The sequence below is a fragment of the Brevibacillus sp. B_LB10_24 genome, from assembly GCF_046036945.1.
Taxonomy (GTDB): Bacteria; Bacillota; Bacilli; order Brevibacillales; family Brevibacillaceae; genus Brevibacillus_C.
Genome location: NZ_JBJQOQ010000050.1, coordinates 20,361 through 28,066, shown reverse-complemented (window position 1 = coordinate 28,066; position 7,706 = coordinate 20,361). Strand labels below are relative to the sequence as shown.

Below are 7,706 nucleotides of genomic sequence, written 5' to 3'. Positions count from 1 at the left end.
TTGGAAATCCTTGTTAGATAATTGGTCAGTCGTAGTTTTTTTTTGGGCGCCAGCCTATTTTTCCTGATCCCTGTGCCTTCGTCTAGCAGGCGGAATACCATATTCGTAGCAAGGTTTGCAGATGTGGAAAAGGAGGATCAGATATGGCCAAACAAAGACCCAGGCGCGTGAATAAACCGAAAAGATCATCACCGGTTCCGGATTTTTTATTAGATGAACTCGAACTAGAGGAAATGATTAATCTGGAAGAAATTATTGAACCAGAGGAAGATAAAAAAAGTTACAGAACGAGAACGGTTGCGAAAGCGGCACAGACACCAGCGCCGCAAAGAGTGCCGCAAGAGGAGGAGGTACCTAACCAGAAGCATTTCACGAAGATCGTCAAGGAGCGGAAAGAACAGCATGCAGGGGCGTTTATTTACACAGACGACATCACGGACCAAGCCATTACGACAGAAAAGATTGCCAATCGCGCCATTGACTCCTCCAAACTGAAAGATGGAAGCGTCGGATCGGAGGCACTGAGCGATTACGCTGTAGACAGCACCAAACTGGCCAATAACAGCGTTACCTCGAACAAATTGGCCCCGTTTTCAGTCGGAGAGGAACACATCATCAGAGGAGCCATCTCCGGTGAGAAAATACAGGATCGAACGATCTCTGGAGATAAGCTGATGGACGGCAGCATTACCTCGGATAAATTGGCGGATAAAACGATCGATTCGATCAAGATTGCTGAAGGTTCGATTCAGTCCAAACACTTGAAGCAGCTCATCATCACGACGGACTTGATTCAAGACCAGGCGGTCACTGCTGACAAGATTCGGAACGGTACCATTCAGACAAACCAAATTGCCAACTACGCCATCAATGCTGTTAAACTGGCCGACGGAGCAGTCAGTGGGGAAAAACTGCGGGACGGGTCCGTTACGACGGAAAAGCTGGCCGAGGGCAGCATCGGCCCGACTCAGCTCCAACCGAATTCCGTCTTGCAGCGGCACCTGTCGATCGGAGCGGTGCACAGCGAACATATCGCGCAAAAAAGCATTACGGAAGCACACATTTGTGAAGAGATTATCCACGCCCGCCACTTGAAGAATCATACGGTAACAGCGGAAAAGCTGGCGAAGAGAAGTGTCGGAGCGGAGCATTTGGCCGATCAACTCATCACCTCCGAGAAATTGGCTCTCCAGTCGGTGACAGATGCCCACCTTCAACCAGCCTCCATCCAAACCCATCACTTGTCAGAAAAAATCATTAGCGAAAAACATCTCGGCGATCAGCAGGTGACGACGAAGAAAATCGCCGATGGAGCAATCACAAAAGACAAGATCAGCAAAAAAGGGGTTGGGAGCGACCACATCGCACCACAATCGGTGCTCACCCACCATATTATTGACCAGTCGATCACCGGGGAGAAACTGGCGAAACAGGCCATCAGTGACATACATCTTGCAGAAGGAAGCGTACACGCCAAGCACATCAAAAACCAATCCGTAAATGGAGAAAAACTGGCCAAACAATCCGTATCGACGCAGCACCTCGCCGATCAGGCAGTAACCTCCGACAAGTTGGGAAAACAGGCTGTGGCCGACTTCCACCTGCAGCCATCCTCGATCAAGACCCATCACCTGCAAGATGGCCTGATTACCTCAAAGCAGATAGCGGATAAGCAAGTCACCGGCAAAAAGCTGGCGGATGGAGCCGTGACGAATAGCAAAATCGAAAAACAGAGCATTGAGAGCAAACACATCGCCCCGCAAGCTGTTCAGCCGCAGCACATCCAAGACGATTCGATCACCTCCGAGAAGTTAGCCAAGAACTCCGTTACATCCCAACACCTGCGCGAGCGATCGATAGAACGAAAACATCTGGCCGACGGTGCTGTCGTCACCAACAATCTGGCCGATCACCTCATCACAACGTCAAAACTGGCCACAGAGAGCGTATCGACAGATAAGCTGATCGATCTATCGGTCACTGAAGCGAAGCTGTCAGACTACGCTGTCACGTCGCAAAAATTGGCTCCGGATGTCATCCGCAACCAGCATCTTGCAGATGGCTCGGTTACTGCCGAGAAGATCGCCGAGAGGTCGGTACACGCCAAACACCTCGTGGTGAATGCCGTTCAATCGGAACACATCGGGGACAGAGCGATCTCCGCGGAAAAACTGCAGGATCTGTCCGTTACGGCAGACAAAATTGCCGCGGGATCGATCACGGGCAGCAAGATTGCCCCCGAGAGCGTCGAGACAGAGCATATCAAAGCGGCATCGATCCACGGAAATCATCTGATTCGAGAGACGATAGGGACGCTCCATTTGGAAGACGGTGCGGTAGCCAGGGAGAAGATTATGGACCGGGCGATCAATGGGCGAAAGCTGGAGAACGGTGCTGTCAGCGCCGAACATCTTGCGGACGAAGCGATTACCGGTGAGAAGCTGGCGGGCGGGACAGTCTTGTCGAGGCACCTGGCCGATGGAACGGTAACAAGTGAGAAGCTGGCTTTTGGGGCTGTCAATACGGCCCATTTCACCGATGGAGCGATCACTGGCGAAAAGCTGGCCAGAGGGGCGGTCAATACTCATCATCTCGCAGACGAAGCGGTAACGGGTGAGAAATTGGCAAGCGGAAGCGTAAAAACGACCCATCTGGCTGACGGGGCCGTCGTAAGCGAAAAATTGGCCAACGGAGCAGTTGGAACAGTTCACCTCGTCGATGAAGCGGTCACTGGCGAAAAACTGGCGGAAGGTGCCGTAAACTCAAGCAAATTGGCAGCAGGAGCCGTCACAGCCGATCACTTGGCGGCCGGCGCCATCAGCGGCGAAAATCTGGCAAAGAACATTATCTCCGGGGAACATATCCTGAACGGTGCGATTACCACAGAGAAACTGGGCAAAGGGGCAGTAGCAGCCGAACACCTTGCCGAGCGGTCAGTTACCGGAACGAAGCTGGAAAGCGGGTCAGTTTTGACGAAACACCTGGCAGACGAGGTGGTCACCGGAGCGAAACTAGCCCGTGAAGCGATCAAGACGGCACATGTAGCCGATGCTGCCGTGACCGGTACCAAACTGGCCGCAGGGGCAGTTGGAACCAGTCACCTGGCAGACGGGGCGGTCACCAGGGAAAAATTGGCGGAGTCTGCCGTTCAAAATGAGCATGTGGCAGATGAGTCTCTGACAGTCGAAAAGCTCTCGTTTAATCCGCTGCAAACGAATCGGGGAAAAGGGGAAATTCTGCAGCAGTTTGGCATGATTCCCTTTGAAGTTCCACAGCGCACCAAACAGGTGGAAGTAGAGATCCAGCTGGAAGAAGCATACGCCGATCCCCATTACGTCATGGTAGCGATGACCAATCATCCGGGCTGCTACACCAGCCTGAAAACCGCGACGGAGGGTATGGCAGTCGTAATCGTCTCCAGAAGGGAGGCGAACGGGCCGATCAGCGGTATGATCTCCTGGATCTCGGTTGGCAAGCGGGGGAAGAGAACCGGCACCCTGGAGACAAACGAGACAGTCGAGATGAAAGAACTGCCTGCAGAATCCAGTCAGGGAGCGGCCGAGACGGTAATCGCCCAGAAGTCCGAAGAAAGTGCGGGCATTGAAACGGCGGAACTGAAAAAAGATGCAGTCGAAGCCAAGGCAAAAGAACCGCAGGAGCAGGAGACCGATTTCGTTGCGTTGACAGAATCGTCGGAAGCGATTGCCGAGGCGAAGCAGGATGTCAACAGAACCACTTCATAGCCGTGTGCGGGTGAGCATGCAGATTGACTGCAGACTCACCCATTTTTTCAGGATCAGGCAGGAAAACGTCCTGATACCGCTCGATCGAAGCCTTTCTTATGCCGGGCTTCGATACGTAAATCGCGGCAGCTCAGGGCGTTTGCTGATTTTTACCCCTTCCCGTGCCTTTGTCTACGCGACAGGAATACCATATGGGTAGGTTGACGATATACGTGGAGGGAGGATAAACATGGCAAGACACAGCCGAAGGCGAACAGGCAAATCGAAACAATCCGTCCGATCGGCCGAACCGCTGCTCGAGGACTTTGAATGGCTGGGGGAGTTGACAGAGCCGGTGCCCCTCGCAGCGAAAGCGGTTGTCAATGCTCCATTGCAGACGACGAAGGAAAGCGTTTCCTCCAATCAAAAGGATTACATCAAGATCGTAACGGAGCGAAAGGATCACAGCCGTTCCATTATTTACACCGACGATTTGACCGATCAGGCAGTGACCACCGAAAAGATCGCAAACCATTCGATTGACGCTTCCAAAATCAAGCCGGGCTGCATCGGCACTTACGAGCTGGCTGACTTCTCCGTTGACGGCAGCAAGCTTGCCCCCTGCAGTGTGACAGCGACCAAAATTGCGCCGCTGTCCATTGAGGAAAACCACCTTGCCAATGAATCTGTCACCGGGGAGAAGGTCAGGGATCGTACGATTTCCGGAGACAAGCTGATGAACAGCAGCATCACCTCAGATAAGCTTGCGGACAAGACGATCGACTCGATGAAAATAGCCGATGGCTCGATTCATTCGAAACACCTTCACCCGCAGTCGGTGATGACCGAACAGATCCAGGATCAGGCGGTCACTGGCGAAAAACTCAGGAACGGAGCCATTGGAACAGCCCATTTGGCCAATTACGCTGTCAACTCGGCAAAATTGGCGGATGGCGCCATCACGACCGAAAAGCTGAGAAATCATGCCGTGACGGCGGAAAAGCTGGTACAGGAGAGTGTTGGCCCCGACCACCTTCAGGCAAACGCGGTCCAGTCCCGGCACATCAATCCTGGTGCCATTAGCGGGGAACATCTGCTTTTAAAAAGCATCTCTTCGGAACATCTGATCGACAATGCCATCGATACTCCCCACATCAAAAACGAGGCCGTCTCTTCCGATAAACTGGCAAAACAGGTTATTTCCTCGTTCCATATACGCGAGCGCTCTATCGAACAGCAGCATCTCGCCGACGGCGCCGTGACGACGAACGCCTTGGCCAACCGTGTAGTCACCAACCCGAAACTGGCTTTGGAGAGCGTATCCAGCGACAAACTGTGCGATAAATCGGTGACCAGCCCGAAACTGGCAGACGCTTCTGTCACCTCGGCAAAATTGGCGGCGGAATGCGTCAAAAATGAGCACCTTGCCAACGGAATCGTCAGCAAGGAAAAGCTTGCCGATCAGTCGGTACTGGAGCATCACCTCGGATTGCAAGTCATTCGCACCGAACATGTAAAGGATCGGGCGGTCACGACCGAAAAGCTGGAAAATAAAAGTGTCACGGGTGAGAAGATCAGTGACCGCAGCATTGACGGGCGGAAGCTGACCAAACACTCCGTCTCGACCGAGCATCTTTGCCGGGAAGCCGTGACCCGCGACAAGCTTGCCGTAGGTTCTGTTGCCACCGAGCAGCTCGTCAATGGAGCCGTCTCCTCGGAAAAACTGGCGATACAATCTGTTGCTGCCGACCATCTGCAAAACGGCTCGGTCAGCAGCAATAAACTGGCCATGCATTCCGTTCAGACCGATCATCTGAATAGCGGTGCTGTGACAGAAAAAAACCTGGCCGAAGATGCTGTAGGTTCCAAAAATATCCAAAAAGCAGCGGTACATGAGGAGCATCTGGCCTTCAGTCCGGTGCAGACAGCCAGCAGGGAAACAGGGACCTTGCAGTTGTTTGGCATCATCTCCTATTCGTTCGAACATAACCAGGAGACGCTTTTCACGGAAGTCCGCCTGCCAGAGCCATTTGCCGATGAGGATTATGTCATTGTAGCGATGTCCAATCATCCCAAGTGCTTTGCCAGCTTGCACGCGCGCACGCCTTTTTCCGCTGCCATTGCGGTGACGAGAATGGAGTCAGGGGCCGAATTAAGCGGATTCCTCACTTGGGTCGCGATCGGTAAAAAGGCAGCTCAAACAAAAGTTCCCGGGTACTCCCTGGCCAGTTTGGGGCATTCTCTGCCGGATGAGCAGATTCCGGCACCTGCCAGCGGAAAGATGGCTGTCCCATCGCTGGAAACTCCCCAAATACCCGCCGCCGATGGTGAGTCGTCAGCGAAGAAACTGCCGAAGAACAGGCGGAAAAAATTTGCCGATGACAAGGCTTCTCCTCACAAACAAGCGCCTTCCCAGGAGCATGACCGCAGAGACGATCAAATGAAATCAAACGGGATCGCCTAAGCGAGCGTTGTTTGCCTAGGGAGCTATTCCACTCGGAAATGGCTCCTCGAACCGTTTCTCTCAATGGTTGACGTGATTTCCCGCGTTGAATTCGCCCGACTGCAATAGTATAATTGATGAGGCTATTGTTTCGGAAAAATGGAGGGAAACGCAGATGCTAACTACCATCGCTTGTATCGGGCAGCATGTAGGGGAAGAAGTCAAAATCGGTTGCTGGGTCTACAACAAGCGCAGCAGCGGAAAAATACAGTTCCTCCAACTGCGTGACGGTTCCGGTTTCATCCAAGGCGTCGTTGTCAAAGCGGAAGTAAGCGAGGAGACATGGGAGCAGGCCAGCCAATTGACACAAGAGAGCTCTCTGTATATAACCGGAGTCGTTCGGGCAGATGAACGCTCGCCCAGCGGCTATGAGTTGACCGTAACGGGCATTGACATGATCCAGATTACACACGATTATCCTATTTCATTGAAAGAGCACGGCGTAGATTTCTTGATGGACCACCGCCATCTGTGGCTTCGTTCGCCTCGTCAGCGCGCTGTTATGGCGATCCGCTCCGAGATCATTCGTGCCGTTCATGAATTTTTCCAGGAAAACGGATTCTACAAGGTAGACCCGCCGATCCTGACGCCTACCTCGGCAGAAGGTACGACCAACCTGTTCCATACCAAGTACTTTGACGAGGATGCTTATCTGTCGCAAAGCGGCCAGCTTTACATGGAAGCGGCAGCAATGGCCCTGGGCCGCGTCTACTCCTTCGGTCCGACATTCCGGGCGGAAAAGTCAAAAACCCGCCGCCACCTGATCGAGTTCTGGATGATCGAACCGGAGATGGCGTTTGTCGATCACGAAGAAAACCTGCGCATCCAGGAAAACTTTGTAACCCATGTCGTTCAATCCGTACTGAAAAACTGCCAGCCGGAGCTGAAGGTGCTGGGACGGGATACGAGCAAGCTGGAGCAGGTGTCCGCGCCGTTTCCAAGGATCACCTACGACGACGCTATCCGCCTGCTGCAGGAGAAGGGGCATGAGATCAAGTGGGGAGACGACTTCGGTGCTCCTGACGAAACGGCGATCGCCGAGCATTACGACAAGCCGGTATTCATTACGAAGTATCCTACCGAGATCAAGGCGTTTTATATGAAGCCCGATCCCGAGCGGCCGGAAGTTGTCCTCTGCGCCGATCTGATCGCACCGGAAGGATACGGAGAAATTATCGGCGGCAGTCAGCGGATTGACGATCCCGAACTGCTCGAACAGCGTTTTCAGGAACACCAGCTGTCAGAAGAAGCCTACAAGTGGTACATGGATCTGCGGACGTACGGTACTGTGCCCCATTCGGGCTTCGGCCTCGGCTTGGAGCGGACGGTAGCGTGGATCTGCGGCTTGGATCACGTTCGGGAAACGATTGCGTTCCCGCGCATGCTCTACCGGCTGTACCCATAACGAATTCCTTGGCACCCTGTTGTCATCGGCAACGGGGTGTCGCTTTTTCACTGTGCTTTTCAACCGGGACTTGCTA

The 7,706-nt window shown here is 53.3% G+C and carries 3 protein-coding genes; all 3 read left to right on the top strand.

Annotated elements, in window-relative coordinates; genetic code table 11:
- Positions 1–143: 143 nt before the first annotated feature.
- The 3 genes from ACI7RC_RS26355 (at position 144) to asnS (ending at position 7,630) form a co-directional block, all read left to right on the top strand.
- A complete protein-coding gene (locus ACI7RC_RS26355) occupies positions 144–3,743 on the top strand; it encodes a WIAG-tail domain (RefSeq protein ID WP_408111135.1) in 3,600 nt (1,199 codons plus the stop codon).
- 229 nt (positions 3,744–3,972) lie between these two features.
- Positions 3,973–6,186, top strand: a complete 2,214-nt coding sequence (locus ACI7RC_RS26350; RefSeq protein ID WP_408111134.1) for a WIAG-tail domain — start codon at positions 3,973–3,975, stop codon at positions 6,184–6,186.
- A 154-nt stretch (positions 6,187–6,340) separates the two neighbouring features.
- On the top strand, positions 6,341–7,630 hold the full coding sequence (gene asnS / locus ACI7RC_RS26345; protein ID WP_408111133.1) for an asparagine--tRNA ligase: 1,290 nt from the start codon (positions 6,341–6,343) through the stop codon (positions 7,628–7,630).
- The last annotated feature ends 76 nt before the right edge of the window (positions 7,631–7,706 follow it).